The sequence below is a fragment of the Bradyrhizobium sp. SZCCHNGR1005 genome (genome assembly GCF_032489995.1).
Classification (GTDB): Bacteria; Pseudomonadota; Alphaproteobacteria; order Rhizobiales; family Xanthobacteraceae; genus Bradyrhizobium.
Genome location: NZ_JAUEZC010000005.1, coordinates 107,004 through 133,100 on the forward strand (window position 1 = coordinate 107,004; position 26,097 = coordinate 133,100).

A 26,097-nucleotide genomic window follows, 5' to 3' on the forward strand; every position below is an offset into this window, starting at 1 on the left:
GGAACCGACGCAGACGTTCTCTGTTACATCTGCTCGGCTTGCAGGGAGGCTGCATGGCAGGATGGGACGACGGCGCACAGCTGACCCGCGCGGGCCAGGCGCTTGACGCCGCCAACTTCTTCCTCGCCGACGTACGCGACGGCCTCGGCCCCTATCTCGCCGTCTACCTGCTCACCGAGCAGAAATGGGACGAAGCAAGCATCGGCGTGGTGATGTCGATCGCAACCATCGCCGGCATCCTCGCGCAAACGCCGGCGGGCGCCCTGGTCGATACGACCAGGGCCAAGCGCATGGTGATGGTGGTTGCGGCTCTCATCGTCACCGCGGCCTCTGTGCTGCTCCCGCTGATGTCGGGCTTCTGGCCGATCACCATCTCACAGAGCATCGCGCACGCGGCCGGCGTGATCTTCCCGCCGGCGATTGCCGCCGTCTCGCTCGGTGTGGTCGGTCCGGCGGCCTTCGCGGCGCGGATCGGCCGCAACGAGAGCTTCAATCACGCCGGCAACGCGGCCGCGGCGCTGATTGCGGGCGCGGCCGCCTATGCGCTCGGCCCCACGGCGGTGTTCTATCTGATGGCGGTCATGGCGGTGGGAAGCCTTGCCAGCGTGCTTGCGATTCCCGAACGTGCGATCGATCACGATCTGGCGCGCGGGCTGCACGAGCAACGCGCGGCGCCGGCCGGCGGCGAGCAGCCGTCGGGCTTGAGCATCCTCCTGACCTGCCGGCCGCTTCTCATCTTCGCGATCTGCGTCGCTCTGTTCCACCTCGCCAACGCCGCGATGCTGCCGCTGGTAGGCCAGAAGCTCGCATTGCAGGACGAGAACCTCGGCACCAGCCTGATGTCAGCCTGCATCGTGGCCGCGCAGGTGGTGATGGTGCCGATGGCGATGCTGGTCGGCGCGCGCGCCGACCGCTGGGGCCACAAGCGCTTCTTCCTGGCGGCCCTGCTGATCCTGCCGCTGCGCGCGGTGCTCTACACCTTCTCCGACGCCAAAGCCTGGCTGGTCGGCGTGCAACTGCTCGACGGCGTCGGCGCCGGCATCTTCGGCGCGATCATGCCGGTGATCGTCGCCGATCTGATGCGCAACACCGGACGCTTCAACGTCGCGCAGGGCGCCGTCATCACGGCGCAAAGCATCGGCGCTGCGCTGTCGACGGCGCTGGCCGGCCTAGTCGTGGTGGAGGCCGGCTACAGCGCGGCGTTCCTCGCGCTGGGCGCGATCGCGGCTGTCGGTTTCGCGGTGTGCTGGTGGATGCTGCCTGAGAGGCGGGAAACCGCCGCAGCCTCCGTGCCAAACCGGCAGACATCGCCCTCGCCTTCGGCTATCGCAGCCGAATGACATCGCCTATCGAGCACATCCTTTGACCATGCCCCCGCAAGACACTCTGCTCGCCTGGAGCATCATCGTTCCCGCCACTGCCGGCGTGATCATCCGCCCGTTTCGCTGGCCGGAGGCGATCTGGGCCGTCGCCGGCGCGATCGCACTGGTCGGATTCGGCCTCTTGCCGGCGACCGATGCGCTTGCCGGCATCCGCAAGGGCGTCGACGTCTACCTGTTCCTGATCGGGATGATGCTGATCGCCGAGCTCGCCCGCCGCGAGGGCCTGTTCGACTATCTCGCGGCCTATGCGGTCGAGCACGCGCGCGGCTCGCCGCAGCGGCTGTTCCTCCTGGTCTACGCGGTTGGCACGCTGGTCACCGTGCTGCTGTCCAACGATGCCACCGCGATCGTTCTGACGCCCGCCGTCTATGCCGCGACGCGCGCCGCGGGGGCCTCGCCGCTGCCTTATCTCTTCGTCTGCGCCTTCATCGCCAATGCCGCGAGCTTCGTGCTGCCGATCTCCAACCCTGCCAATCTCGTGGTGTTCGGCACGCGCATGCCGCACCTGGTGGACTGGTTGCGCCAGTTCACCCTGCCCTCGATCGCTGCAATCGCCCTGACCTATGCCGCGCTGTGGCTGACGCAGCGCCGCCCGCTGAAGCAAGAGACGATCCGGGCCGACGTGGAGAAGCCGCATCTCAGCCACGAGGGCCGGCTGGCGGCGCTCGGGATTCTCGCCATCGCTGTGGTGCTGCTCACGGCATCGGCGCTCGACGTCCAGCTGGGATTGCCGACCTTCATCTGCGGTATCGTCACCGCCACCGCGATCCTGCTGATCAGCCGGCAATCGCCCTGGCCGATCATCAAAGGCGTGTCCTGGGGCGTGCTGCCGCTGGTCGCAGGCCTGTTCGTAATGGTGGAGGCGCTGGGACGGATCGGCACGATCGGGCAGCTCAGTGCCTGGCTGCATCAGGGCGTGGCGCGATCGCCGGCCGGCACGGCCTGGGCGGCGGGCTTCATCACGTCGATCGCGGACAATATCGCCAACAATCTTCCGGTTGGCCTGGTCGCGGGCTCGGTGGCGGCCAGCGATCATCTGCCGCGCGAGGTCGTCAGCGCCATCCTGATCGGGGTCGATCTCGGGCCCAATCTCTCCGTCACCGGCTCGCTCGCCACCATCCTGTGGCTGACGGCGCTGCGGCGCGAGAAGATCGACGTCAGCGCCTGGCAGTTCCTTAAGGTGGGGCTCATAGCAACGCCGCCGGCGCTGCTGGCAGCGCTGGCGGCGGCGATGTGGTGAGGCGAGCCGAGCAGGCTCTAAGCAGCGGCCTCGTAGTTGACCTCGCTCTCGGCGACCTTGGTCAGCAGCTCGTCGGTCTTCTTCTCCTCCGCGAGGGTCTGGTCGAGCAGCTTGATCGCCTGCTTCAGATCCATCTTGGTGGCCCACGACTTCAGGGTGCCATAGCGGGAGATCTCGTAGTGCTCGACGGCCTGAGCCGCAGCGAGCAGGCCGGCATCGAGCGCACTGGTGCCCTTGTACTCGTCCATGATCTCCTTGCCCTCGTCGATGATGCCCTCGATCGCGTCGCACTTCTTGCCGCGCGCGGGCTTGCCGAGAAGCTCGAAGATCTGCTCCAGGCGTTCGATCTGGCCTTCGGTCTCGTCATGGTGATTCTGGAAGGCCTGCTGCAGCTTCTCCGACTGCGCCGCCTTGGCCATCTTCGGCAGCGTCTTCAAGATCTGCTTCTCGGCGTAGTAAATGTCCTTGAGGGTATCGAGGAAGAGTTCGTTGAGGTCCTTGTCTGCAGGCATGGTGTGCTCCTTGTTGTTGTGAGCGACAACCGCGCAGCAAGACCCTGGTTCCTGGCAGAACCCGCAAGCCTCGCAAATTCGCCCTTTCCGAATTTCGGACGCGGCTCCGGCAAACGCGGCCGCTTGCAACAATTCTGTCATGCAGCAAAACTAAACCCCTTCTGTGCGACCGAAGGTCGCGATTCCGCTTTTCGCTTTTAGGAGTTTTTGATGCGCCGCTCGCTCGTGCTGCTATGCGCCGGACTGACCCTGCTGTCGGCCGGCGCGGCGTCCGCGGAGAATGCCGCCCCCCATAACCTGATCCTGTTCATTCCCGATGGCCTGCGCGCCCTGAAGGTGACGCCGGAGACCGCACCGGCCATGGCCGCGATCCGCGACAAGGGCGTCAATTTCAAGAACCCGCATTCGATGTTCCCGACCTTCACCATGGCCAACAGCTCGGCGATGGCAACCGGCCATTATCTCGGCGATACCGGCACCTTCTCCAACACGATCTGGACCGGCTATGTCTCCAAGCCGGCCGGCGACACGGTGGTGCCGTTCCTCGAAAACGATGCCGTGCTGGGCGACGTCGACGAGCATTTCCAGGACGATTATCTCGACGAGGAGACGATCCTGAAGCTCGCCCGCAAGGCCGGCTACTCGACCGCGGCGATCGGCAAGGTCGGCCCGACCTACCTGTTCGACCACACCGACTGCCCCTGCAAGGGCGCCACCCACTCGATCGTGGTCGACGATTCCACCGGCGGCAAGGCCGGCGTTCCCCTGTCCGACGCGGTGAAGGATGCGTTGACCAAGGCCAACCTCGCTTTGGCTGCGCCCTCGCGCGGCGACAACGGCAAGGCGGGCGATGCCAAGACGCCCGGCACGACCTCGGCCAATACCACCCAGCAGGCCTATTTCGCCGATGTCGCCACCAAGGTGGTGCTGCCGATGTTCAAGGTCCGCAACAAGCCGTTCGTGCTGGTGTTCTGGTCGCGCGACCCGGACGGCAGCCAGCATAATCAGGGCGACAGCCTCAACACCGTCACCCCCGGCATCAATGGCCCGACCACGATGGCCAGCATCAAGAATGCCGACGACAACCTGGCTCAGCTGCGCAAGGCGCTCGACGATTTGGGGCTCGCCTCCTCGACCAACATCATCGTCTCGGCCGACCACGGTTTCTCGACCATCTCCAAGGAAAGCAAGACCAGCCCCTCGGCCAAGGTCGCCTACGACGATACGCCGAAGGATTTCCTGCCGATGGGCTTTTTGGCGCTCGACCTCGCCAAGGCGCTCGACCTGCCGCTGTTCGATCCCAACGACAAGAACGCAGCCGTGAAGGACGGCAGCCACCCGAAGGCCGGCAACGGCCTGCTCGGCAAGGATCCGGAAAAGCCTGAGCTGGTGGTCGCCACCAATGGCGGCTCGGACCTGATCTATCTGCCGACCAAGGACAAGAAGCTCGCCCGCCGCACGGTCAAGGCGCTGCTCGCGCAGGATTACGTGTCCGGCCTGTTCGTCGACGACAGCCTCGGCGAGATTCCGGGCACGCTGCCGCTGTCGCAGATCAACCTGAAGGGCAAGGCGGTGACGCCGGTCCCCGCCATCGTGGTCAACTTCCGCTCCTACGTGGCGGGCTGCAACGAGCCGACCAACTGCTCGGTCGAGGTCGCCGACACCGTGCTGCGCCAGGGCCAGGGCATGCACGGCTCATTCGGCCGCGGCGACACCATGAACTTCATGGCCGCCATCGGACCGGACTTCAAGGCAAGCTTTGCCGATCCCCTGCCCGTCAGCAACGCCGATGTCGGCGCCACCGCGGCGAGGCTGATGGACCTGAAGGCCAAGCCGAACGGCAAGCTGGTGGGCCGGGTGATGACGGAAGCGATGCCGAACGGCCAGACGCCGAAGGCGGTCTCCGACACTATCCGCTCGGACCGTGCCGAGGGTGGCCTGCGCACCGTGCTGAAGCTGCAGCGGGTCGGCAGCCAGCGCTATTTCGATGCCGCCGGCTTCCCCGGCCGCACCGTCGGCCTCGATGCCGAGAGCGCCAAACAGAAAACGGCGGGGAAATAACCCCGCCGCTCTCAAGACAAACTCAGCGATATCGGGATGTCCTCACATTCCGATATCGATCATCGACGGCAGCTTGGCGAGCGGCAGCACGGTGACGCCGACGAAGGTCGCCACCATCGCCATCAGCGCCTTGTTGCCCGGGCGCTTGCCGCGCATCTGGCGCGCCACCCATTCCAATACGTCGGTCTTGACGCCGCGCGCGTTGGCCGGCGCCCAGCTCTCGATCGCGGTGTCCGGCGACAGCGCGACATGGCGCGGCGGCACCGGCAGGCCGGAGCTCGAGGCCGCGTGATGCGCGATCGCCTTGGCAAGCAGGTCCTCGAAGCGCCCCTGGTCGTTGCGCTCGGTCGCGGCCTCGTCGATGGCGAACAGCACCTCGGCTTCGGCGCGGCTCACCGGGATGTCGTCGACGGGGGCAGAGGTCAGGATGCGCGCGCACCAGGCCACGTCATCGGCGTCGAGCACGCGGGAGAAATGCACCCGGCCGCTCGTGGTCGGGCCTTCGCCCGTGATGACGCCGTCGCGCACGATTTCGAGCGCCGAGGCTGCGCTTTGACAACAGGATGGCTCAAGGACGTCGGCTGTCTCGACGTCCTTCATTGCAGAGGCAGACATTTTCGCTTCTCAGTTGCTGGTTAGACCCACCATGTCGGTCTTGGTCTGAACGGGTGGTTAACGGCTGTAAACTCCGCGGTGGGTTTTCGGCCCGGTTGCCGATATGTCGCAGTGACCCCGGTCAGGGTTCGCCCGGCTCCCGGGGGCCGGCGTGGTGGTCTCCAGACATGGCAAAATCGGGGCGGCCGGTCCTCTCACGGATGTTTCGTCGCAGCCCGGGAACTCAAAAGAAGTTGTTGTGCTTTTGCGGATGCAGAGAATTAGCTTCTCTTTTTTAACCGGAGGTTCCCTTCGCGCCGGCCGTTTCTTATAGTGCGGAGAAAGAATTTACCCGCAATGACGTGAGGTCGACTATGGCACTGCAGATTGGCTCCGTGGCCCCGGATTTCGAGGCCAACACCACCGAAGGACGCATCAAGTTTCACGACTGGATCGGCGACAGCTGGGCGCTGCTGTTCTCGCACCCCAAGGACTTCACCCCGGTCTGCACGACCGAGCTCGGCGCGCTCGCCAGGCTGAAGCCGGAGTTCGACAAGCGCGGCGTCAAGCTGATCGGTCTGTCGGTCGATCCGGTCGAAAACCACACCAAATGGTCGGAGGACATCCGCGAGACGCAGGGTGCCGCGCCGAACTATCCGATGATCGGCGACACCGATTACAACGTCTCCAAGCTCTACAACATGCTCCCTGCGGCGGTGTCCGGCGATGCAAGCAAGCGCACCGCGGCCGATAACCAGACCGTCCGCAACGTCTTCATCATCGGCCCGGACAAGAAGATCAAGCTGATCCTGGTCTACCCGATGACCACGGGCCGCAACTTCCAGGAAATTCTCCGCGTCGTCGACTCGCTGCAGCTCACCGCCAAGCACCGCGTCGCCACGCCGTCCGACTGGAAGCAGGGCGAGGACGTGATCATCGCAGGCTCGGTGTCGGACGACGAGGCCAAGACCATCTATCCGAACGGCTGGAAGGCGCCGAAGCCTTACCTGCGCATCGTGCCGCAGCCCAAGTAAGCCCAACTAAGCCCAAGTGCCCCTACGTGACGGCGGCGAACGAAGTTCGCCAACGTCGTCCCGGGGGCGCCGGACGCGACAAAATGGCAAAGCCATTTTGTGCGGGCAGAGGCGAACCCCGGATCTCGAGAGTCCGGGGTCGCGACTTCGTCGCGTCCCCGAACGAGTTTGAACTATCCGCGCGGCGTGGCCCAATCCGCGATCAAGAGGCCCGCGGTCGCCGCGACCGCGGTGAGCGCGACACCCCAGCTCATGTCGAGCAGCGCCACCGGCCAGGTCCAGTGCCTGAGCATCGCGAGCGATGTCAGCTCGAAGGTCGCGTAACAGAACAGCCCGAACAGCCCACCGTAGAGCAAGGTGGACCGCCAGCTCGCGTCCCCCTGCCCGCTGACGAAGATGACGACGCCCGCGACATAGAGCACATAGAACAGCACCGCAGGCGCGAGCCTGATCTCGCCCAGCATGTCGCCGACCTGCGACTGGAAGAAGCCCTTGGCGACCAGCCCGAGGAACGGCAGATCGAGCCCGAGCAACGCGGCGAGCGTCGACAGATAAAGAACGGCATACCGGCTCATGCCCTGCTCCACATGCGGCAATATGATGCGAACCTGGGAAGCGGAGCACTCGGCACAAATCAGCGGCGACGTTTGTTCGTCGCCTTCTTTCCGCCTGGCGTCCTTCCCCGTGAGCTGCTCACCGGAAACGTTTGCCCGGTGTGATTGGACTTGTTGCCGTGTTTCTTTTTCTTCGCGAAAGCCGGCTCATTGCCGGATTTCGGTCGGCTGTCCCGCTGCGGCTTGCTGCGTTCCTTGGACGCCGTCCCCCCGCGAGCATCCTCGCGTCGCGGTGCACGCTGGTCGGCGGCCTCCGCTTCGCGCCCGTGCGGCCGCTTGTCCGACCGCGCCTGCCCTGACGGCGGGCCGGCCAGCGGCTCTATCCGAATGTTGTCCTCCTTGTCCGGACGGCGGATGTTGGCGGCAAAGGCGTCCGCGACGCGCTCGGAAATCTCGAACTCGGTCGTGGTGTCCATGATGCGGATGGTGCCGATGTCCTGCTTGTCGATACCGCCGCGACGGCAGATCATCGGCAGCAGCCAGCGCGCTTCCGCATTCTTCTTGCGTCCGATGGCAGCCCGGAACCAGACGCTCGGCTCGCCCATGCCATGACGCGGCGACGGCTTTCCCGTTTTCGATCGGGGAGTCGGTACGCGATCGTCATCCCGCGCCGGCCTGACGGCGTCGCGACCGCGATCGCTGCGAGGACGGCCGCCATCCTGGCCCGGATCGAGAATATCCTCGGGCGCGGGAAGCCGGGCGCGATAGAGCCGCGCCAGCGCCGCGGCAATGTCCTCGGGCGAGCGCTCCGCGAGCAAGGCCTGTGCGAGCGTCAGATCGTCCGGCGTCGTCTCCTCGGTGAAGATCGAATCCTGCAGCATGCGCTCCTGATCGAGCCTGCGGATCTCGTCCGCCTGCGGCGCCGCGCCCCAGACGGCATCGATGCCGGCCAGATTCAACAGCAATTCCGCCCGCCGCCGCCGTGCGGGCGGCACCAGCAGGACGCTGACACCCTTGCGCCCCGCGCGGCCGGTGCGACCCGAGCGATGCTGCATGACCTCCGGATCGTTCGGGAGCTCCGCATGGATGACGAGATCGAGGTTCGCAAGGTCGATACCGCGCGCCGCCACGTCGGTCGCCACGCACACGCGCGACCGCCCGTCGCGCAGCGATTGCAGGGCGTTGGTCCGCTCGTTCTGTGTCAGTTCGCCCGACAGGGCGACGACGGAAAAGCCGCGCTCCAGCAGCGCAGCCTGCAAATGCCTGACCGCCTCGCGCGTATTGCAGAACACGATCGCGCTCGGCGATTCGTAGAAACGCAGCACGTTGACCACCGCGTGCTCGACATCGCCAGGCGCAATACGGATGGCACGGTACTCGATATCGGCGTGCCCGCCTTCGTCGCCCGCGACCTCGATCCGGAATGCGTGCTGCTGATATTGCTTGGCCAGCGCCACGATGCCGCGCGGAAAGGTTGCCGAGAACAGCAAGGTCCGGCGCGTCTCCGGCGTGGTCTCGAGGATGAATTCCATATCCTCGCGAAAACCGAGATTGAGCATCTCGTCGGCCTCGTCGAGCACGACCGCCTTCAATTCCGACACGTCGAGACGGCCGCGCCGCAGATGGTCGCATAATCGGCCGGGGGTGCCGACGACGATGTGGGCGCCCGCCTCGAGCTCGCGCTGTTCGCGGCGCGGATCCATGCCGCCGACGCAGGAGACGACACGCGCATCGGCATGTTGATAGAGCCACGCGAGCTCGCGCTGGACCTGCAAGGCGAGCTCGCGCGTCGGCGCCACAATCAGCGCCAGCGGCGCGGCCGCGCGCTCGAACCGCTCGGCCTCGCCCAGCAGGTTGTTCGCGATCGCCAGGCCATAGGCCACGGTCTTGCCGGAGCCGGTCTGCGCCGAGACGAGAAGGTCGCGGTCGACCGCCTCGTCCGCAAGCACCGCAAGCTGGACGGGGGTCGGATGCTCGTAACTGCGCTCGGCCAGAGCTCGGGCGAGCGGCGGACTTGTGGCGGGGAATGACAATTGACCGAAAACCTCGTTTGATTCGGCTGCTTTACGCCAAGCGGAGCGAAATCACCATGCCTCTCCGCGGGACCGGAATGACGGAGATCAAAGTCCTGCGCCCCGCATCCGGTTAGATGCGCACATGAGTTTCCTGACCTTCTTCATCGCCGCCTACTCCCTGCTGGCCGTGCCCGGGCCGACCAATACGCTGCTCGCCACGTCGGGCGCGGGCGCCGGCATCTCTCGCTCGCTGCATTTGCTGGCGGCGGAAGTCTGCGGCTATCTCGCGGCCATCGCGCTGCTCCGCGTCGTCGTCAGCCCGGTCGTGGCCGAGATTCCGCTGATCGGCCTGGTTCTTCGCGCGGCGCTCACGATCTATATCCTCGGCTTGGCCGGGATGCTCTGGCGCCACCGCGCGGGTGAGCTGAGCGCAGCTCGTGCCGTGACGTTCCGCCATGTCCTGCTCACCACGCTGTTGAACCCGAAGGCGATCGTCTTCGCCTTCGTCCTGCTGCCGCTCCAGCTGGAGTTGCCCGCTCTGTTGCCGTGGCTGGTGGTGCTGGCAGTCCAGATCGTCACCGCAGGAGCGGCATGGCTCGCGCTCGGTGCAACGCTTGGACGCGGCGTTCGCCGTCTTGGCCATCCCGACCTCGTCACGCGCAGCGGCGCGATCGCGCTGGTCGGGGTCGCGAGCCTGATCTGGCTGCCATCGCTCAGCGTTTAGCGCCGGAACGCGGCGTTGGTGCAGAGGACGCCGACGATCGCGGCCGCGGCGAAACTGGCCGCGGCGCTGAGCAGAATGGCCAGCGTGTAGCTGTGGCTCGCGTCGTAAGCGAAGCCGACGGCTGTCGGCCCGATCAGTGTCCCGAAGGCAACGCTGGTGTAGAGCACACCGATGATACCGCTGACATTGCGGCCGCCGAACGAGTCCATTGCCACCGACGGCAGCACAGCCACCCACCCGCCATAGAACACGCCATAGATGACGGCGAAGACGGCCAGTGAGGCGGCGTCGGTGGAGACGGCCCAGATCGCCGTCGCCAGCGCCATCCCAATCAACATCATCAGCAATGCGCGCTCCCGGCCTAGCCGATCGGCGATCCCGCCGAGGCAGAACCGGCCTGCGGTGCTCCCCACGCCGATCATGCCGAGAAGCAGCACCGCCGTTTCGGCCTTCACGCCATGGTCCCTGGCGTAGGGCACGAGATGAACGAACGGCACGAACACGCCGAACGAGCAGATCAGGCATGAAGCGTACAACGCAAGAAACCGCGGCGACCGGATCGCATCGACGACCGCGACGCCTTCGCTCCTGGAGGCCGCACGCCATGGCGCAGGTGCATCGCCGTCCGGCGCGGCTCCACGGTCGCGCGGATCGTTCTCGATCAACAGCGAGAGCCCGCCACCCATGATCAGCGCGATCGCCGCGAGCACGACATAGGCGCTGCGCCAACCGAACCCGCCGATCAATTGCGATGCCAAGGGCGGCATGAGGAGATTGCCAAGGCCGATCCCGCTCACGGCAAGACCCGAGGCGAAGCCGCGTCGGCGGACAAACCAGCGCTGCACGGCGCCGACGGCGGGAACATAGGCGGCACCGACACCAAGGCCCACGCCGAGCCCATAGGCCAGATGGACTTCGATAAGGCCATGCGCGCGGCTCGCCGCCGCAAGTCCGGCCGCGATCAGCAGCATGCCGGCGACCGCCAGCGGGCGCGCACCGAACCGGTCCGCCAGGGGCCCGCTGATCACGCCAAGCGCGAAATAAAGGAATCCGGCAAGCGAGAACACGAGCGACGTCGAGCCACGCGATGCGCCGAACTCGCGTTGCAGCGGCTCCAGGAAGGCGCTGAACGTATAGGCGCAGCCGAAGCCGACGAAGGTCACGGCAAAGGCCCCGGCGACGACGAACCAGCCGTAGAAGATGCGGGGACGCAGCGTGGTTTCGATTTGCATGGGAACCTCGAGCGTTACAACACCACTAAAACTATTATACCGGATTCTGTTGCCGTCAACAGCTAAAGCTGCTTTACTGGTGTCGATGTCCCGGCAATCACGCAAATTCAAGGTTCCGGACGAGCTGGCGAATGTCTACGACTTCGCCAACTCCCTCGACCTGCGCCACTTCACGCGTTTCGGTGTGCAGCATCCGCAGGCCGATGAACTTGCCACGCCGGCCGATCTGGCGCGTTGGCTGGCCGAGCGCGCGCTCATGCCTGCCCCCGCCAGGATCACGTCCGCGCTGTTCGATGAGGCGCTGCAATTGCGACAGGCGTTACGGGACTATCTGCAATGCGAGCCCGCCGGACGGCGCAGCAACAGGGCAGTCAGCGAAGCGCTGACCGCGGCGCTCGCGGGGTTACCGTTACATGTTGAGATGCGTGAAGAAGGCGGGACAGTGCTGAGCGGCATGCGCAAGGATGCGCTGGCCGGCCTGTCCACCATTGCGATCGAACTCCACGACGGCAACGTTCGCGGCATGCTCGATCGGCTGAAAATGTGCGCCTCGGACGAATGCCGAAGGGTGTTCTACGACCGGTCGAAACCTTCGACGCGCCGCTGGTGCATGTCCGACCTGTGCGGCAATCGCATGAAGACGCGGGCCTATCGCGAACGCCTGCGGCAGACGAACGCGTCGTCGTGAGGCGTACAGGAGTGGCGAGGAAAGCCGATCATCGTTGACGCCGACGCCTGGACGGCGCCGGTTAACGCGCGTTGAAATCCGGCGCACGACTCGCACGCGAATCCCTCACACTGCCCGACGAGCAATTCCCGCGTGCGCGGCATGCACGAACTGCCTGTCGTGCCACTCTGTCGCACGTGGCTACGCTTGCGGCGTCGGGCAAATCAGGACGATCTTTCCGCGCATCCTGCCTCATGCAGAGGGACGTACGCGCGTCGTCACGAACGTCGAGGCGGGATGCGGTGGGCGCAGCGGGTTGCAGCATGATCTCATCATGCCGACGAACACCCCGGTGCGCACGGTGAAGTCGTGTGGTCCTGGCGCCCCGGTGCTGGCGCCTGCGCAACGCTTCTGAGCGTTGTCGCGACGCGATGATGCTTTCGCATCACGCGGACGGGGGCAAGAAAGCCGGTCCCCGAGGAGAGCGCGTATAAGCCGTAAGCCATCGCGCAGGGAATGCCGGTTGATCGGCTGCACCTGTGGTAACTGCCGCCTGCTTTTCTTTCGCAGGCGGGCCATGGGTGAGGCCTTCACCCGGCATTCCCCATAGGCGTTAAGTTTATGCTTGAGTGTTGGAATCCGCCGTGATTCGAACAGGGGATGGCAGACGAATCGCTCCTGAACGAGGACTGGACGAGAGTGGTTGCGCAGCTGGGCGGGGCTGCGCAGCTCGAGAAAACTGCGCGCCAGACGAAGGCCTTCGCGCGTCGGCGGCAGATTCCAGATGCGGTGACGTTACTTCGGCTGATGCTGGCCTATTGTTTGGGTGAAAGAGGGCTGAGATCGACAGCCGCATGGGCGGCTTCTGTTGGCCTTGCCGACCTCACCAGCGTGGCGTTGTTCTATCGGCTGCGTCAATGTGGTGATTGGTTTGCGGTGCTGGTGGAGGGCTTGCTCGCTGCGGCAGCTCCGAAGGCGAGCCAAGGCCGCCTGATCCGCATCATCGATGCGACGACAGTGCCTCAGGCGGGACCGGCTGCGCGCAAGAACAGTGAGCTTTGGCGCGTTCATAGCGCATTTGATCTGCCCTATGAGCGCTTTGGTCACTTCGAGCTGACAGATCAGCAAGAGGGCGAAACGTTTGACCGGATACCAGTGGTCAAGAACGAGATCCGCATTGCTGACCGCGCTTATCTGCAACCTGACCGCATTGCGGCCGTCCGCGAAGCCGGGGCCGACGTTTTGATCCGAGCGGGCTGGAAGAACGCACGTTGGCTTGACGCCAAAGGCCTTCCGTTCGATCTGATGGCCCAATTGCGTGCCGCGAAGGCGCGCGGACTGGTCGATCGGGAGATTTGGATCAAGCGCAAGGGCGGCGCGCCTCTGGCTATGCGTCTGGTCGCAATCAAGAAGCCCACCGGTGCGGCTGCTGCTTCTCGGCGTAAAGCCCGGCAAGACGCAAAAGATGAAAACCGCATCATCTCCAAAGAAACTTTGGAGGCTGCGGATTGGGTCATTCTGATCACGTCGCTCGCGCGGGACGAGTTCTCCACCAAAGATGTGCTTGCGCTCTATCGATTGCGATGGCGGATCGAGCTTGGGTTCAAGCGACTGAAGAGTCTGATTGGCCTCAAGACGCCGCCAGGAACCGATCCGCGCTCTGCCAAGCCCTACCTGCTGGCCCACCTCCTGATCATCCTGTTGCTCGAGCCGCTTGCCAGCGACTTCGAGGACTCTCCCCACTGGACGCAGGCCGCTTAACGACGCCTGGCGCTTGGCGGGTCCTGCAGCAGCTCGTTGCATCCTTGCTGCAAGCAATCATTCCACAACCAACCATCCGTTGCTTGCGCCGCAGAAAACGCGCGTTGGGGCGCCACCTTCGCGAGCCTCCTCGAAAACGCAAGTATCAATCGATGCTCGCGCTACCTTAACGCCTATGCGGCATTCCCTGCACCCTCTCGATTTCGAGGGTGTCGCCTCGCAAAACTCGGGTGCCGAATGCATCGCGAGAAAGCGAAGGCGTGGCCTCTTGTCCGCAATGGTCCCCTGCATTTGCCGCCCTGGCATCAAGGCATAGAACTTGCTCAAACTGCAGCCGAACTGGGTCGATTGCGATGCGGAGGTTTTGGAATGCTTGAGGGCGCCGAAGTGCGGCTGGCCGTCGATATCGGAGGCACGTTCACCGATATCGTCTTGGACGTGGGCAAGCAGCGCAGGACGCGCAAGGTGCTGACCACGCCCACGCGGCCCGAACAAGCGGTGCTGGACGGCACGCGTCTCATTCTTGCCGACGCGCATGCCCATATCTGCGACATCGATGTCTTCGTTCACGGCACCACGCTTGCGACCAACGCCATCATCGAGCGCCGCGGCGCCAAGACCGCACTGATCGCCACCCAAGGCTTTCGCGATGTTCTGGATATCGGAACTGAGAGCCGCTACGATCAATACGACCTCACCATCGACAAGCCCAAGCCGCTGGTGCCGCGCAGCCTGCGCTTCACCGTGCCCGAACGCATCGATGCACATGGCGAAATCAGGCTGCCGCTCGACGAGACCGCCGTGCGCGCGCTCGTGCCGCAATTGCGCGGACTGAACGTCGAGAGCGTCGCCTTCGCGTTCCTGCATGCCTATGCCAATCCCGAGCATGAACGGCGCGCCGGCGCCATCCTTCAGGAAGAGCTGCCCGGCGTCGCCGTGACGCTGTCCTCGGAGGTCTGTCCCGAAATCCGGGAATATGAGCGCACCTCCACGGCGGTGGCGAACGCCTATGTGCAGCCGTTGATGGACAGCTATCTCGCACGCATGGAAGAGGCACTCCAAGTCGAGCAGTTCCGCGGCGCGATCTATCTCGTGACATCAGGCGGCGGCGTCACCTCGATCGACACCGCGCGGCGCTTTCCGGTACGCTTGGTCGAGTCCGGCCCGGCCGGCGGCGCCATCTTCGCAGCGCAGATCGCGGCAAGGCTCGGCGAGGAAAAGGTGCTGTCCTTCGACATGGGCGGCACCACCGCCAAGATCTGCCTGATCGAGAACTTCGCGCCGGAGAGTTCGCGGGTCTTCGAGGTCGATCGCGCCGCGCGCTTCCTCAAAGGCTCCGGCCTGCCCGTGCGCATCCCGGTGATCGAGATGGTCGAGATCGGCGCCGGCGGCGGTTCGATCGCGCATATCGATGCGCTCAAGCGTGTTACCGTCGGCCCCGAGAGCGCGTCGTCGGAGCCCGGCCCCGCCTGCTACGCCCGTGGCGGCCAGCGCCCCGCGGTGACGGACGCCGACGTGGCGCTCGGCATGATCGATCCCGACGCCTTCGCCGGCGGCACCATCAGACTCGCTCCCGAGCTGTCGAAACAAGCCCTGCTCCGCGACATCGGTGAACCGCTGGGACTGTCGGCGGAAACCGCCGCCTACGCCGTGCACGAGGTCGTGTGCGAGAACATGGCCAGCGCCGCGCGCGTGCATGCGGTCGAGCGCGGCGCCATCGTCGGCCAGCATACGCTGATCGCGTTCGGCGGCGCGGCGCCGCTGCACGCGGCGCGCGTCGCCGAGAAGATCGGCGTCGCCAAGGTCATCGTGCCGTCCAATGCTGGCGTCGGCTCGGCCGTCGGCTTTCTTGCAGCCCCCATCGCCTATGAGCTGGTGCGCAGCCGTCACGTCCGGCTAGAGGATTTCGATACCAAGACGGTCTCCGAGCTGCTCGCCGAAATGGCGCGCGAAGCTCGCGCCCTGGTCGAGCCTGGCGCAGCCGGCGCGCCCGTGCGGGAGCGGCGCGCCGCCTTCATGCGCTATGTCGGCCAGGGTCATGAGATCACGGTCGAGTTGCCGAACCGGCCGCTCACCGCGACCGACCTCCCTGTCCTTCGGCAGTCGTTCGAGACGGATTACGCGGCGTTGTTCGAGCGCGCGATCCCGAATGCGGCGATCGAGGTGCTGAGCTGGTCGGTGCTGGTGACGACCGAACCGCGCAATCCCGCCAAGGTGTCGGAGATGGCGCGCAAGCCGGCCGGCAAGGCCTCCGGCTACCGCAAGTTCTTCGACGGCCGCGCCGGCCGCGTGGTCGAGATTCCGCTGTATCGTCGCGAAGACATGGCGCCGGGCGCGACCATCTCGGGCCCCGCCGTCATCGCGGAAGACGAAACCTCGACCTTCGTGTCGATGAGCTTCGACGCCCATATCGACGGTGCCGGCAGCATCGTCATGGAACGGAAGGCAGCCTGACCATGAGCGATACTGTTGGAACGAGCCTGATCGACCTCCAGATCATGTGGCACCGGCTGATCGCCGTGGTCGAGGAGCAGGCGCAGGTGCTCTTGCGCACGGCCTTCAGCCCGATCATGCGCGAATGCGGCGATCTGTCGGCCGGCGTGTTCGACCTTCAGGGCCGCATGCTGGCACAGGCCGTCACCGGCACGCCGGGCCACGTCAATTCGATGGCGGAGTCGGTGAAGCACTTCATCGCGCATTTTCCGCTGCACACGATGAAGCCGGGCGACGCCTACATCACCAACGATCCCTGGATGGGCACCGGCCATCTCAACGACTTCGTCGTCACCACGCCCTGCTTCAAGGACGGCAAGGTCGTCGCACTGTTCTCCTGCACCAGCCATCTGATGGATATCGGCGGCATCGGCTTCGGCCCCGATGCTACCGACGTCTTCATGGAGGGTCTTTATATCCCAATGCTGAAGCTGATCGATCAGGGCACCGTCAACGAGACCCTGATGGCGATGATCCGCAGCAATACGCGGCTGCCGATCGATACCGAGGGCGACACCTATTCGCTGGCCGGCTGCAACGACGTCGGCTGTCAGCGTCTGGTCGAGATGATGGAGGAGTTCGGGATCGAAAGCCTCGATCAGCTCGGCGACTACATCTGCGATCGCTCGCGCGAGGCCGTGCTCGCCGAGATCGCCAAGCTGCCGAAGGGCACCTGGCGCAATGAAATGATCGTGGACGGCTACGATGCTCCGGTCACGCTCAAGGCCGCACTGACCATCTCCGAAGATGGCGTCCATGTCGATTTCGACGGCACCTCGACAGCCTCGAAGTTCGGCATCAACGTGCCGCTCGCCTACACCACCGCCTACACGGTCTTCGGGCTCGGCTGCGTGGTCGCCTCGCAGATCCCGAACAACGCCGGCTCGCTGGCGCCGCTCACGGTCTCGGCGCCGTCGGGCGCGATCCTCAACGCGCCGAAGCCGGCGCCGGTCGCCTCGCGCCATGTGATCGGCCAGATGCTGCCGGACGTCGTGTTCGGCTGCCTGCGCCAGATCATCCCCGAACGGGTGCCGGCCGAAGGCACCTCCTGCCTGTGGAATCTCAACGTGCGCGGCCAGACCCGCTCGGGCGCCGGCGGCAATTACGGGTTCTCGATGGTGGTGACCTCGAACGGCGGCACGGGTGCCCGCTTTGGCAAGGACGGGCTGTCGGCAACGGCCTATCCCAGCGGCGTGCGCGGCACGCCGGTCGAGATCGCGGAGACGCAGACGCCCCTGATCTTCTGGCGCAAGGAGCTGCGGCCGGATTCCGGCGGCGCCGGCCGCACCCGCGGAGGGCTCGGCCAGATCATCGAGGTGGCGAGCGGCGTCGATGCGCCGTTCGACATTCTCGCCGCCTTCGACCGCATCGATCATCCACCGCGCGGCCGCGACGGCGGCCGTGACGGCGAGGCCGGCTATGTCGGCCTCAAGAGCGGAAAGAAGCTGCGCGGCAAAGGTTTTCAGACCATTCCGCCGGACGACCGGCTGGTGGTGCTGACGCCCGGAGGCGCCGGCATCGGCGATCCCAAGGCCCGCACGGCGGAGGCCGTGCGCGAAGATGTCGAAAGCGGACTCGTCTCGGCCGGCGAGGCCGGGACGATCTATGGATGGAGGGACTGAGTGAACGGCCTCGCGCCGGCGTTATGCCGCGCGCATGCCGTTCAGGAAGTTTTCGACCTCCTGCTTCAGGCGCAGGCTCTCGCCCGACAGCGCCTGAGCGGACGCGAACATCCGGCGCGAGCTTTCGCCGGTCTCATCCGCCCCGCGCGCCGCGTTGCGGATGTTGCTGACGACCTCGCTCGTGCCGCTCGCGGCCGAGCGGACGCTCTGGGTGATGTTTTGCGTCGCCGCACGCTGCTGCTCGACGGCGGACGAGATCGAGGTGGCGATCTCGCTGATCCGTTCGATGGTCTGGCCGATCGCCTTGATGGCTTCGACCGATTCCTGCGTCACCAGCTGCATGTTGGCGATCTGGCTGGAGATCTCTTCCGTGGCCTTGGCAGTCTGTCCCGCCAGGGTCTTCACTTCCTGGGCCACCACGGCGAAGCCGCGGCCCGCGTCGCCCGCTCGCGCCGCCTCGATGGTGGCGTTCAGCGCCAAAAGGTTGGTCTGCTCGGCAATGGTCGTGATCAGCTTGACGACGTCGCCGATGCGGTTGCCGGCTTCCGACAGCTCCTTGATACGCTGGTCGGTGGCCACGGCCTGCTTGACCGCCTCGGCGGCGATCGAGGTCGATTCCACCACGCGCCGGGTGATCTCGCCGATCGCGCCGGACAGCTCCTCAGAGGCCGCAGCCGCGGAGCGGACGTGTTCGGAAGCCGCTTCCGATGCGCCCGCCGACCGGCCGGACAATTCCGCCGTGCTGCGCGCGGTCTGCGTCAGCTGCTGTGCGACCTGCTCGAATTCGCCGGACGCGCGCATCACATGCTCGATGATGCCGCCGACACTGGCCTGGAAGCCATCCACGAACCGCCGCAGTTCGGCCCGGCGCTGCTCCGCGGCGGCAGTGGCCGCAGCCGCCTGCTCTTCGCGCAGCCGCTGCCGCTCGCTCGAGGCGCTGCGGAACACCGCCAAGGTCCGCGCGATCTCGCCGATCTCGTCGCCGCGGTCATCGCAATCGATCGCGATGTCGTCACGGCCTTCGGCAATGCCGGTCAGCGCGGCGGTCACCGAGGACAGCGGCTTAGTGAGGCGGCGTACGACCACCACGGTGAGCCCGAGCACGAGCAGCGCCGCGATGGCGGCTGCGATCATCATGGTCCGCATCGCCTGCGTCAGCATGGCGTCGAGCTCGGCCATGGGCACGCCGACATAGAGGATGCCGATCACCTTCCCGGCCGGATTGGTGAGCGGAAAATAGGCCGTCATGAAGGTTTTCCCGAACAGCGTCGCCGGGCCCTTGTAGGCTTCACCGCGCCGCAGGGCGGCCTGCCCTGGATGATCGGATGCCAGCTGGGTACCGACCGCGCGCTCGCCGTTCTCCTTCTTCACATTGGTCGAACGCCGCACGAACTGCCCGCTCGCATCGTCGTAGACGAACAAGGTTGCGTTGCCGCCGGCATAGGAGACGGCGCGGTCGACGATGGCGTGATCCTTGAGTTCGGGAAACGCCGGAATCTCGATGCGGACGACCGAGCCGTCCTGCAAGCTCACCTTGGCGTCCTTGAACGACTCGGCAAAGGTCAGCGCCAGGGTGCGCAGATTGCCCTCGATATCTTTCTTGGCGCGCTCGTCGAAGTCGGAGGTCAGCGACCAATAGGCCGCGCCGATGACGAGCGCGGTGTTGAGCGCGATGACGAGGGCGGCGCCGACAAGCGCCTTCGTGCCCAGCTTGAGCTTGACGGACAACGGATTCGACCTTTTTTGGGAATTGCAACCGGTTCGCATCTTGCCCGTATTTCGTTTCGATCCCGTTATTTCCGGCACGGAGAATTACGGACTCGGGCCCCTCACGCGGTAGAAGGACACCTAAGATGCCGGTGCGTCCTATTATTTTGTGGTTCCGCGAGAGCCTCCGCCTATCGGACCACCCTGCCCTCCACGCAGCCGTCGGCACCGGAGCGCCGGTCATCTGCGTCTATGTCTTCGACGAGGAGAGTCCAGGCTTACGCCCGCTGGGCGGCGCGACGCGCTGGTGGCTGGCGCAATCGCTGCAATCGCTGCAGGCAAGTCTGCGTGCCGCTGGGGCCGACCTCGTCCTGCGGCGTGGTGCGGCGGCCGAGGTGTTGCGCACGCTCGCATCTGAGACCAATGCGGCAGCCGTGTTCTGGAACGATGTCGCGCAGGCGCAGCAGCAAGCCGTGGCAACCGAGGTCGCAGAGACAGTGGCCGCCCTTGGCATCGAAAGCGAGAGCTTTCCCGACGATCTTCTGGTCGACCCCGCCGTGCTGCGGGGCAAGGATGGCCGCGGACCGCGCGTGTTCACCCCGTTTTGGAGACGCGTGCAGGCGATGGGCGACCCGCCGCATCCCCTGCCGGCGCCCCATTCTTTTCGCTCGGTTGCAGGATTGACGAGCCTTGCCATCGACGACTTCCGGCTCGAGCCAACCAGGCCCGACTGGGCCGGTGGGCTGCGCGCAACCTGGCACGTCGGCGAGCAAGCCGCGCGGACAAAGCTCGCCGCGTTCCTCGCGCAGTCCGTGCAGACCTATGCCGCCGATCGCGACCGTCCGGATCTCGATGCGACCTCACATTTGTCGCCGCATCTGCGGTTCGGCGAAATCAGTCCGCGGCAGGTCTGGCACGCCGCGCGCTTTGCCGCGGCCGAACAGCCGGCTCGCTCGGCTGGGATCGACAAGTTTCTCAGCGAACTCGGCTGGCGCGAGTTCAGCCGCCAGCTGCTCTATGACAACCCCGACCTCGCGAGGCGCAACCTGCAGCGATCGTTCGACGATTTCCCCTGGCGTGACGACGGCCGAGCGCTGGCCGCCTGGCAGCGTGGTCAGACCGGCTATCCGATCGTGGATGCCGGCATGCGCCAGCTCTGGCACACCGGAACCATGCATAACCGCGTGCGGATGGTGGTCGCCTCGTTCCTCGTCAAGCATCTGCTCATCGACTGGCGGGCCGGCGAACGATGGTTCTGGGACACGCTGGTGGATGCGGACCCCGCCAGCAATCCCGCCGGCTGGCAATGGGTTGCAGGTTGCGGCGCCGACGCCGCCCCCTATTTCCGGGTGTTCAACCCGGTGTTGCAGGGCGAGAAGTTCGACCCCGACGGCGCCTACGTCCGGCGCTGGGTGCCCGAGTTGGCGCGCCTCCCCGCACCGCTCATCCATCAGCCCTGGACCGCGCCGCCGCTCGAGCTTGCCGGCGCCGGCATCGAACTCGGCCGAACCTATCCGGCCCCGATCGTCGAGCACAAGCGAGCGCGGGAACGCGCCCTCGCAGCCCACGCAACGCTTCGCCGGAGCTGATTAGTTGCGCTTCGCTTTGACAGGTCCGAGAATCCAGCTATCGTTCATGCGTTTCAACACATCGGGGGACCGATATGGACGATACGCCTCTCATCGAACAAGCGACGAATGCGATCAGCACTGCGGCCGACACCGCGAAAGAAGCGGTGACGACCGTGGTCGCCAAGGTCGGACGCGCGACCAAGAAGGCTGCCAAACCAGCCGCACCGAAGCAGGCCGCGCCGAAGCGGGCCGCCAAGGCCAAGAAGGTCGCGACCAAGAAGTCTGCCAAGAAGACCGGCAAGAAGGCGGCGAAAAAGACGGTCAAGAAAGCCGCCAAGAAGAGCGCGAAGAGTTCCGCCAAGACGGCCAAGAAGGCCAGCAAGAAGAAGACCAAGAAGGCCAAGCGCTGAGATCAAGACCGATCCGAGAGCGCATTTGGCGCTCAGAGATTGGCTGTCGCGAAACAATCCAGTGCCCGATGAGGGACAGTCTGGTGCTGGATTGTTTCGTTTTGAGCTCCGCGCCGTCGCGAGCTCGATCGATACCGCCCTGCTCGCGCCGGCCACCGGCGCGAGGGCTGGAACTTCTCCGTACGACCACGCTTAGCCCGCTGCGACCGACAATACCGGTCGTGAACGCGGAGGATGCGATGGGCCGCAGGCTCCGAACGATTGTGTGGGGTGGGTTCGCCGTCGTTCTGATCGCGCCGGCCGCGCATGCCGAGGTCGGCGGTGCCGAGCGTGGCTCGGAGTTCCTGTTGCTCGTCCAGGTCGCCCTGCTGATCGGGATCGGCCGCGGGCTCGGCGAGGTGATGCAGCGCATCGGCCAGCCCTCGGTGATCGGAGAACTGCTCGCCGGCCTTCTGCTCGGCCCCTCCGTGTTCGGCTGGATCTGGCCCTCGGCGCAAGCCGCAATCTTCCCGCATGCGCCGGCGCAGAAGGCGATGATCGAGGGCCTCGCCCAGTTCGGCATCCTGTTGCTTTTGCTGCTTACAGGCATGGAGATCGACCTCAAGCTGGTGCGCAAGGTCGGCCGCCCCGCGATGACCATCTCCCTGTTCGGGATTGCGGTTCCGTTCGCCTGCGGCTTTGCGCTTGGCGAGGTGATGCCTGCGAGCCTGTTGCCCCAGCCCGAGGCCCGGCTCGTTGCCTCGCTGTTCCTCGGCACGGCGCTCTCGATCTCTTCGGTCAAGATCGTCGCTGTGGTCGTGCGCGAGATGAACTTCATGCGCCGTAACGTCGGCCAGATCATCGTGGCGTCTGCGATCATCGACGACACGATCGGCTGGATCATCATTGCGATGATCTTCAGCATCGCCGCGCACGACACATTGGATCTGCGCTCGATCGGCCAGGCTGTGCTCGGCACACTGCTGTTTCTGGCTCTAAGCTTTACCGTCGGACGGCGGCTGGTCTTCCTGCTGATCAGGCTTGCCAATGACCACCTGGTGAGTTCATCACCGGTCGTCACCGTGATCCTGCTCCTGATGAGCGCGATGGCACTGATCACGCATCTGATCGGGGTTCACACGGTGCTCGGGGCGTTCGTCACCGGCGTGCTGGTCGGCGAATCCCCGATCCTGACCCGACAGATCGACGAACGTCTGCGCGGCCTGATCACGAGCCTGTTCACGCCGGTATTCTTCGGCTTGGCAGGTCTCGAAACCGATCTCACGCAGTTGCGCACGCCCGAATTGCTGCTCTTCACGGCCGGCCTGATCGTGATCGCAAGCTTCGGCAAATTTGCCGGCGCGCTGGTTGGCGGTGCCGTTGGCGGGCTCGACCGCAAGGAGTCGCTGGCGCTCGCCAGCGGCATGAATGCACGCGGTTCGACCGAGGTGATCATCGCCTCGATCGGCCTCTCGATCGGGGTTCTCAGCCAGACCATGTTCTCGATGATCGTGATCATGGCGATCCTGACCACGTTGGCAATGCCGCCAATGCTGCGCGCCGCGCTGGCGCGCTTGCCGCCACGACAGGACGAGAAAGACCGGCTGGAGCGCGAGGAGTTCGAAGACAAGAGCTTCGTCAGCAATCTCGAACGGCTGTTGCTAGCGGTGGATGATAGCGCGAGTGCCCGCCTCGCTGCGCAGATCGCGGGGCTTCTGGCCGGACCGGAGGCACGGCCGATCACCGTGCTCAAGGTCAACGAGCGCGCGCATGCCTCGAGTTCGGCCCCCACCGGCAATTCGGAAGCAGCTGTCAAGGATGCTGCGAAGCAAGGCGCGAGCGAGAGCGGAACGCAGGGCGCGCTGGATGTGATGACGCGCGCGCGTGAGACCACGCTACGCGAAGCTGTGGAGGACGAGGCCCGCAAGGGTTTTGACCTTATGATCGTCGGGATCGAGGGCGTCTTGTCCCCCGAGGGCGGGTTCAGCCCGGCCGTACAAGAGCTCGCCGCTGGCTTCGAGGGGCCGCTGGCCCTCGTGCTGGCCAAGGGGGGCGCTGAGCTTCCGCCGCACAACGGGCGCATTCTGGTGCCGGTCTCCGGGCGCAGCGTAGCGCGCCGTGGCGCCGAAGTCGCGATTGCGATTGCCCGCACGAGTCGCGCGCGCCTGCATCTGCTCTACATCTCCACGACAAGCGGCAACGGCGCGAGCTGCGCCGGATCCGACGGCGAACAGGAACGCGCGCGGCAGGTGCTGGCGGACGCCGCAATCGCCGCGGAACACTATCGGTTGAGCGCGACGACATCCGCCCGTGGCAACACTGCGCCGGACGAAGCGATCCTGGAGGAAGCGGCCACGATGAACGCAGACTTGGTTGTGCTGGGCGCCGACCGCCTGCAAGGCGAGACGCTGGATTTCGGTGCGATCGTTGCAACCGTGCTCGCCCGCTCGAGCGCGCCGGTGCTCCTGGTCTCGGCCGAAACCAATCAGCCCGCCAAGCGCGCGGCCGCGTGACGGGGGCGACGGGATGCCGTTACCAGGCGTCGGGACAGGGATCGACGATCTTCCAGAGTTCGACCCCGTTCTTGATCTTCTTCATCTCGGTCGTGAGCCCGCCATTGCGACGGATCCAATCTTTCACCGTGTCGGGGTAATAGGACATCAATTCAGACGTCCCCTCAACGCTGGTGACCTTGATGCCGAAGGTGAAGGCCTTGTCGTAATAGGCCAGGTGGAAGCCGAGGCTTGCGCGCGGGGTGACGCAGATCTTGTTCATCGGCACGATGCCGAACACCAGGGTGCAGGCCGAATTGCAGATACCGTCGATGATGACGCGCTGCTTGGTATCGCGGATGTGCTGGTATTTGGCCTTGTATTCCTCGATATAGCCGCCATGGTCGCGCGTGATGTGCAGGTCGGCGCGCGCCGGCGTCGCGGCGACGAGCAAAAGCATCAGCAGAGGCGAGAGGCGGCGCTTCAAAAGAGAGAACCCCGGTGGATGTCAGCGGGGCGCTACCCCCCACCTTACGTTGCAGGACTTTTGCCGGACTGTCTTAGGAATCGGTTAAGCATCCGGAAAAGGCCAAAATTTTGGCAATCCTCATTCGCTTTTGCGCAGCTTTTCCGGCCCGTTCGCGCTAGATTATTGGTTCGACAACGGGCCTTAGCGTTGTTTCCGGAGAAATGAGATGAGCATGTCGAAGCTGTTCGCCGCCGCCTTGATTGTGTCAGCGGCAAGCCTGGTCCCCTCGCTGGCAGAAGCGCGCAGCCACCATCGCCACCATCACGGTCATCGCAGCTATCTCGGACTGCCCTATCCGATCAGCTACCTGCACAATTACGGCCCCGGCGAGGTACCCGGAACCTTCGCTTATTATGACGGGCCGTCGACGAACCATTGTTATCAGAGCTCGGCCGCCTATGTCGGCCAGGACCGAGCCCGCCATCCCTGCTTCTGATCTCGTGCAACGACCGGTAGCCCGGCATAACCGCGCAATGATCCGCGCGTAAGGGCCAGCGGACACTGGCCCTCTCTCGCCAAGTCTGCTATCCGGAGGCCCCGTGGCCGATAGGCCCAGCACGCGCTCGTAGCTCAGCTGGATAGAGCATCGGATTTCGATTCCGAGGGTCGGGAGTTCGAATCTCTCCGAGCGCGCCAAGGCCACTTCGCCAGGCATTTCCGTCGGCGCTGGACGCGCTTCTTGCGGCAACAGTCTCGATTGATCGTGCCATCCCCCTCGGCTGGACGCATTCATGATGCTGTGGCAGACCACCTCAAGTGGGCCTGCACTTGCACGGATCCTGCCATGTCGCCGAACGAGGACTGGACGCACGCCTTCCCGCCGATCCGGCAGTTGCCGCGCGACGTCTTCGTCCAACTGCGTGACACGAGCCTGATCGTCGAGCTGCCCGAAGACAGCCGGATCTTCGGGCCCGGCCAGGCCCCGGAGTCTTTCCTGCTCCTGCTCGAAGGAACGATTCGCGTTCAGCAGACATCGGAGTCGGGCCGCGAGATCGTGCTTTACCGCGTCCAGGCCGGCGAGAGCTGCGCGCTGACCACGGCCTGCCTGATGGGCTACGAGGAATACCAAGCCGAAGGAATAGCCGAAACCAAGGTCCGGGCGGTTGCGATCCCGCGCGCGTTGTTCGACCAATTGATCGCCAGTTCGCGGGAATTCCGCCAGTTCGTCTTTACCGCCTTCAGTCGCCGCGTCACCAACCTGTTTCGCGTCATCGAGGAAGTCGCCTTCGCGCGCATCGACGTCAGACTGGCGCAGAAGCTGGTCGAGCTTTCCGGCCCGAAGGGACACATCAACGCAACGCACCAGGACCTTGCCAACGAGCTCGGCAGCGCGCGGGAGGTCATCAGCCGGCAGCTCAACGAATTCGCCCGCCGAGGCTGGCTCAAAGTGTCGCGCGGGACAGTCGATATTGTCGACCGGGCAGCGCTCACGCGGCTCGCGCAACACAGCTGATATGGTCCGTCCCAATCCGACGCTCGCCGCTCGGTGACTTAGTTACATACGTCCGGCGCGCCCTG

At 65.3% G+C, this 26,097-nt stretch carries 21 protein-coding genes and 1 tRNA gene; 15 read left to right on the plus strand and 7 right to left on the minus strand.

Translation table 11 applies throughout. The features are described from left to right. The first annotated feature begins 53 nt into the window (after positions 1-53). The gene (locus QXZ85_RS22125) at positions 54-1,340 is read left to right on the plus strand and encodes an MFS transporter (protein WP_316174922.1); all 1,287 of its coding nucleotides are present in this window, start codon (positions 54-56) and stop codon (positions 1,338-1,340) included. A 28-nt stretch (positions 1,341-1,368) separates the two neighbouring features. Beyond that, the gene (locus QXZ85_RS22130; protein WP_315705750.1) at positions 1,369-2,622 is read left to right on the plus strand and encodes an arsenic transporter; all 1,254 of its coding nucleotides are present in this window, start codon (positions 1,369-1,371) and stop codon (positions 2,620-2,622) included. A gap of 17 nt (positions 2,623-2,639) precedes the next feature. Here the strand turns inward: QXZ85_RS22130 and QXZ85_RS22135 are convergent, their stop codons facing one another. Continuing rightward, positions 2,640-3,134 carry a ferritin-like domain-containing protein gene (locus tag QXZ85_RS22135; protein WP_315705749.1) on the minus strand — a complete coding sequence of 165 codons (495 nt, stop codon included), beginning with the start codon at positions 3,132-3,134 and terminating at the stop codon, positions 2,640-2,642. Between the two features lie 210 nt (positions 3,135-3,344). Here QXZ85_RS22135 and QXZ85_RS22140 point away from each other — a divergent pair, with 210 nt between their 5' ends. Further along, positions 3,345-5,195 carry an alkaline phosphatase family protein gene (locus QXZ85_RS22140; protein WP_315767958.1) on the plus strand — a complete coding sequence of 617 codons (1,851 nt, stop codon included), beginning with the start codon at positions 3,345-3,347 and terminating at the stop codon, positions 5,193-5,195. Between the two features lie 42 nt (positions 5,196-5,237). Here the strand turns inward: QXZ85_RS22140 and QXZ85_RS22145 are convergent, their stop codons facing one another. Further along, positions 5,238-5,810, minus strand: a complete 573-nt coding sequence (locus QXZ85_RS22145) for a hypothetical protein (RefSeq protein ID WP_315705747.1) — start codon at positions 5,808-5,810, stop codon at positions 5,238-5,240. A 353-nt stretch (positions 5,811-6,163) separates the two neighbouring features. Between QXZ85_RS22145 and QXZ85_RS22150 the strand changes: the two genes are divergently transcribed. After that, a complete protein-coding gene (locus tag QXZ85_RS22150) occupies positions 6,164-6,823 on the plus strand; it encodes a peroxiredoxin (RefSeq protein WP_315705746.1) in 660 nt (219 codons plus the stop codon). Positions 6,824-6,996: 173 nt separating this feature from the next. Here QXZ85_RS22150 and QXZ85_RS22155 read toward each other — a convergent pair whose 3' ends face one another. Both QXZ85_RS22155 and QXZ85_RS22160 read right to left on the minus strand, forming a co-directional pair. Next, positions 6,997-7,398, minus strand: coding sequence for a DUF2177 family protein (locus QXZ85_RS22155; RefSeq protein WP_315807124.1), 402 nt, complete (start codon positions 7,396-7,398; stop codon positions 6,997-6,999). 59 nt (positions 7,399-7,457) lie between these two features. Continuing rightward, positions 7,458-9,410 (minus strand): DEAD/DEAH box helicase, encoded by a 1,953-nt coding sequence (locus tag QXZ85_RS22160; protein WP_315807123.1) that lies wholly within the window; start codon positions 9,408-9,410, stop codon positions 7,458-7,460. Positions 9,411-9,534: 124 nt separating this feature from the next. Here QXZ85_RS22160 and QXZ85_RS22165 point away from each other — a divergent pair, with 124 nt between their 5' ends. After that, positions 9,535-10,116, plus strand: a complete 582-nt coding sequence (locus QXZ85_RS22165; RefSeq protein ID WP_315705743.1) for a LysE family transporter — start codon at positions 9,535-9,537, stop codon at positions 10,114-10,116. Here the strand turns inward: QXZ85_RS22165 and QXZ85_RS22170 are convergent. Further along, positions 10,113-11,348: an MFS transporter gene (locus tag QXZ85_RS22170; protein ID WP_316174917.1), complete on the minus strand. Its 1,236-nt coding sequence runs from the start codon at positions 11,346-11,348 to the stop codon at positions 10,113-10,115. The two genes, QXZ85_RS22165 and QXZ85_RS22170, sit on opposite strands and share 4 nt — an antisense overlap. An 85-nt stretch (positions 11,349-11,433) precedes the next feature. On the opposite strand from QXZ85_RS22170, the gene QXZ85_RS22175 reads away from it, so the two are divergent. The 4 genes from QXZ85_RS22175 (at position 11,434) to QXZ85_RS22190 (ending at position 17,891) form a co-directional block, all read left to right on the plus strand. Further along, on the plus strand, positions 11,434-12,036 hold the full coding sequence (locus QXZ85_RS22175; RefSeq protein WP_315762308.1) for a CGNR zinc finger domain-containing protein: 603 nt from the start codon (positions 11,434-11,436) through the stop codon (positions 12,034-12,036). A 639-nt stretch (positions 12,037-12,675) separates the two neighbouring features. Next, positions 12,676-13,776 carry an IS4 family transposase gene (locus tag QXZ85_RS22180; RefSeq protein ID WP_315701243.1) on the plus strand — a complete coding sequence of 367 codons (1,101 nt, stop codon included), beginning with the start codon at positions 12,676-12,678 and terminating at the stop codon, positions 13,774-13,776. Between the two features lie 369 nt (positions 13,777-14,145). Next, positions 14,146-16,230: a hydantoinase/oxoprolinase family protein gene (locus QXZ85_RS22185; RefSeq protein ID WP_315767968.1), complete on the plus strand. Its 2,085-nt coding sequence runs from the start codon at positions 14,146-14,148 to the stop codon at positions 16,228-16,230. A 2-nt stretch (positions 16,231-16,232) separates the two neighbouring features. After that, complete coding sequence (locus tag QXZ85_RS22190) at positions 16,233-17,891, plus strand: hydantoinase B/oxoprolinase family protein (protein ID WP_316174914.1); 1,659 nt, start codon at positions 16,233-16,235, stop codon at positions 17,889-17,891. Positions 17,892-17,912: 21 nt separating this feature from the next. On the opposite strand, the gene QXZ85_RS22195 is transcribed toward QXZ85_RS22190, so the two are convergent. Further along, a complete protein-coding gene (locus tag QXZ85_RS22195; protein WP_315705738.1) occupies positions 17,913-19,658 on the minus strand; it encodes a methyl-accepting chemotaxis protein in 1,746 nt (581 codons plus the stop codon). 86 nt (positions 19,659-19,744) lie between these two features. On the opposite strand from QXZ85_RS22195, the gene QXZ85_RS22200 reads away from it, so the two are divergent. The 3 genes from QXZ85_RS22200 (at position 19,745) to QXZ85_RS22210 (ending at position 24,071) form a co-directional block, all read left to right on the plus strand. Further along, complete coding sequence (locus QXZ85_RS22200; protein WP_316174911.1) at positions 19,745-21,187, plus strand: deoxyribodipyrimidine photo-lyase; 1,443 nt, start codon at positions 19,745-19,747, stop codon at positions 21,185-21,187. A gap of 74 nt (positions 21,188-21,261) precedes the next feature. Beyond that, entirely contained in the window at positions 21,262-21,579 is a 318-nt protein-coding gene (locus QXZ85_RS22205; protein WP_315705736.1) for a histone, read from the plus strand. A 239-nt stretch (positions 21,580-21,818) separates the two neighbouring features. Beyond that, a complete protein-coding gene (locus QXZ85_RS22210; protein WP_316167716.1) occupies positions 21,819-24,071 on the plus strand; it encodes a cation:proton antiporter in 2,253 nt (750 codons plus the stop codon). A 19-nt stretch (positions 24,072-24,090) separates the two neighbouring features. On the opposite strand, the gene QXZ85_RS22215 is transcribed toward QXZ85_RS22210, so the two are convergent. Beyond that, positions 24,091-24,510 (minus strand): hypothetical protein, encoded by a 420-nt coding sequence (locus tag QXZ85_RS22215; protein WP_315705734.1) that lies wholly within the window; start codon positions 24,508-24,510, stop codon positions 24,091-24,093. Between the two features lie 235 nt (positions 24,511-24,745). On the opposite strand from QXZ85_RS22215, the gene QXZ85_RS22220 reads away from it, so the two are divergent. From QXZ85_RS22220 to QXZ85_RS22230, 3 genes are all read left to right on the plus strand, one after another. After that, positions 24,746-25,015, plus strand: coding sequence for a hypothetical protein (locus QXZ85_RS22220; RefSeq protein ID WP_315705733.1), 270 nt, complete (start codon positions 24,746-24,748; stop codon positions 25,013-25,015). A 123-nt stretch (positions 25,016-25,138) separates the two neighbouring features. Continuing rightward, a tRNA-Arg gene (locus QXZ85_RS22225) sits at positions 25,139-25,215 on the plus strand. A 148-nt stretch (positions 25,216-25,363) separates the two neighbouring features. Continuing rightward, a complete protein-coding gene (locus QXZ85_RS22230; protein ID WP_315705732.1) occupies positions 25,364-26,032 on the plus strand; it encodes a Crp/Fnr family transcriptional regulator in 669 nt (222 codons plus the stop codon). Positions 26,033-26,097: the final 65 nt, after the last annotated feature.

What these genes read in the sequence shown, in the direction of transcription:
- QXZ85_RS22125 (WP_316174922.1), top strand. Translation starts at nt 54, where the DNA reads ATGGCAGGATGGGACGACGGCGCACAGCTGACCCGCGCGGGCCAGGCG.
- QXZ85_RS22130 (WP_315705750.1), top strand. Translation starts at nt 1,369, where the DNA reads ATGCCCCCGCAAGACACTCTGCTCGCCTGGAGCATCATCGTTCCCGCC.
- QXZ85_RS22135 (WP_315705749.1), bottom strand. Translation starts at nt 3,134, where the DNA reads ATGCCTGCAGACAAGGACCTCAACGAACTCTTCCTCGATACCCTCAAG.
- QXZ85_RS22140 (WP_315767958.1), top strand. Translation starts at nt 3,345, where the DNA reads ATGCGCCGCTCGCTCGTGCTGCTATGCGCCGGACTGACCCTGCTGTCG.
- QXZ85_RS22145 (WP_315705747.1), bottom strand. Translation starts at nt 5,810, where the DNA reads ATGTCTGCCTCTGCAATGAAGGACGTCGAGACAGCCGACGTCCTTGAG.
- QXZ85_RS22150 (WP_315705746.1), top strand. Translation starts at nt 6,164, where the DNA reads ATGGCACTGCAGATTGGCTCCGTGGCCCCGGATTTCGAGGCCAACACC.
- QXZ85_RS22155 (WP_315807124.1), bottom strand. Translation starts at nt 7,398, where the DNA reads ATGAGCCGGTATGCCGTTCTTTATCTGTCGACGCTCGCCGCGTTGCTC.
- QXZ85_RS22165 (WP_315705743.1), top strand. Translation starts at nt 9,535, where the DNA reads ATGAGTTTCCTGACCTTCTTCATCGCCGCCTACTCCCTGCTGGCCGTG.
- QXZ85_RS22170 (WP_316174917.1), bottom strand. Translation starts at nt 11,348, where the DNA reads ATGCAAATCGAAACCACGCTGCGTCCCCGCATCTTCTACGGCTGGTTC.
- QXZ85_RS22175 (WP_315762308.1), top strand. Translation starts at nt 11,434, where the DNA reads ATGTCCCGGCAATCACGCAAATTCAAGGTTCCGGACGAGCTGGCGAAT.
- QXZ85_RS22180 (WP_315701243.1), top strand. Translation starts at nt 12,676, where the DNA reads ATGGCAGACGAATCGCTCCTGAACGAGGACTGGACGAGAGTGGTTGCG.
- QXZ85_RS22185 (WP_315767968.1), top strand. Translation starts at nt 14,146, where the DNA reads ATGCTTGAGGGCGCCGAAGTGCGGCTGGCCGTCGATATCGGAGGCACG.
- QXZ85_RS22190 (WP_316174914.1), top strand. Translation starts at nt 16,233, where the DNA reads ATGAGCGATACTGTTGGAACGAGCCTGATCGACCTCCAGATCATGTGG.
- QXZ85_RS22195 (WP_315705738.1), bottom strand. Translation starts at nt 19,658, where the DNA reads ATGCGAACCGGTTGCAATTCCCAAAAAAGGTCGAATCCGTTGTCCGTC.
- QXZ85_RS22200 (WP_316174911.1), top strand. Translation starts at nt 19,745, where the DNA reads ATGCCGGTGCGTCCTATTATTTTGTGGTTCCGCGAGAGCCTCCGCCTA.
- QXZ85_RS22205 (WP_315705736.1), top strand. Translation starts at nt 21,262, where the DNA reads ATGGACGATACGCCTCTCATCGAACAAGCGACGAATGCGATCAGCACT.
- QXZ85_RS22210 (WP_316167716.1), top strand. Translation starts at nt 21,819, where the DNA reads ATGGGCCGCAGGCTCCGAACGATTGTGTGGGGTGGGTTCGCCGTCGTT.
- QXZ85_RS22215 (WP_315705734.1), bottom strand. Translation starts at nt 24,510, where the DNA reads ATGCTTTTGCTCGTCGCCGCGACGCCGGCGCGCGCCGACCTGCACATC.
- QXZ85_RS22220 (WP_315705733.1), top strand. Translation starts at nt 24,746, where the DNA reads ATGAGCATGTCGAAGCTGTTCGCCGCCGCCTTGATTGTGTCAGCGGCA.
- QXZ85_RS22230 (WP_315705732.1), top strand. Translation starts at nt 25,364, where the DNA reads ATGTCGCCGAACGAGGACTGGACGCACGCCTTCCCGCCGATCCGGCAG.